Here is a 781-nt window from a genome sequence, read left to right as displayed (position 1 = left end):
ACATCAATAATGCTTTCAGCCACTTTCACAATCGGCTGCCCCTTATCCATCGCCAACTTTCTAAGAGAGGTATATGCCTCATCTTCACTCAGGCCCTTCTGTTTCATCAACAAACCTTTAGCCTTCTCTAAGGTCTTTCTTTCGGCCAATTTGGTTTTTGCCGTGTTTAATTCCTTTATTAAACCTTGCTGCTCATGAAAACGAGCTACTGCGATATTAATAATTGAAGGCAAGCGCTGTGGCTGTATATCATCCACAATAAAAGCACTGACACCGGCCTTCACCACCTTCTGAACCAGCGGCGGCGCATCCTTTTCTGAGAAAACAATGACGGGAAGCGGCATGCGCTCTCGAAGTTCGACCAGTTGCTGTAAAGTGTCTTCGTCGGGCAAGTCCATACCTACCACGAGAATATCAGGCTGATACTCCTCCGCTTTAGCCAACATAAGACAAGCTTCGGTAACTGTCTCGATTATCGGATAAGCGTTTTCGCGAAGAGCTCTGCGTAACAACGCTGCTCTTGAATCCAAGGGATCAATTAACAGTGCGCGTTCTTTTTGAGAGAGCCCTGTATTTGAGATAACAGCTCTAGTCATACGACACCACCTTATTCATAAANTCAGACGCAACAGGTAGGAATACTCATGTCCTTCATGCATAGATCTGATAAATATTAAATGGTAAAAACAGAGGATATAAAATAGAAGCGAGCCTTACAGAAGTACAGGCTCGCGATAAAGTCGTAGCTATACCTAGCTAACCTCTATCATTTGAACAGTAC

At 44.0% G+C, this 781-nt stretch carries 1 protein-coding gene; it reads right to left on the bottom strand.

Going from position 1 to position 781, the window contains the following annotated elements:
* The coding region (locus A3763_RS22950) for an ANTAR domain-containing response regulator (protein ID WP_068760597.1) at window positions 1-596 on the bottom strand (596 nt) is incomplete at its 3' end.
* Between the last annotated feature and the right edge of the window lie 185 nt (window positions 597-781).

It is taken from the genome of Oleiphilus sp. HI0128, assembly GCF_001635365.1.
The sequence above is the reverse complement of the archived record's forward strand: the minus strand, read 5'-3'. Positions and strand labels throughout refer to the sequence as shown.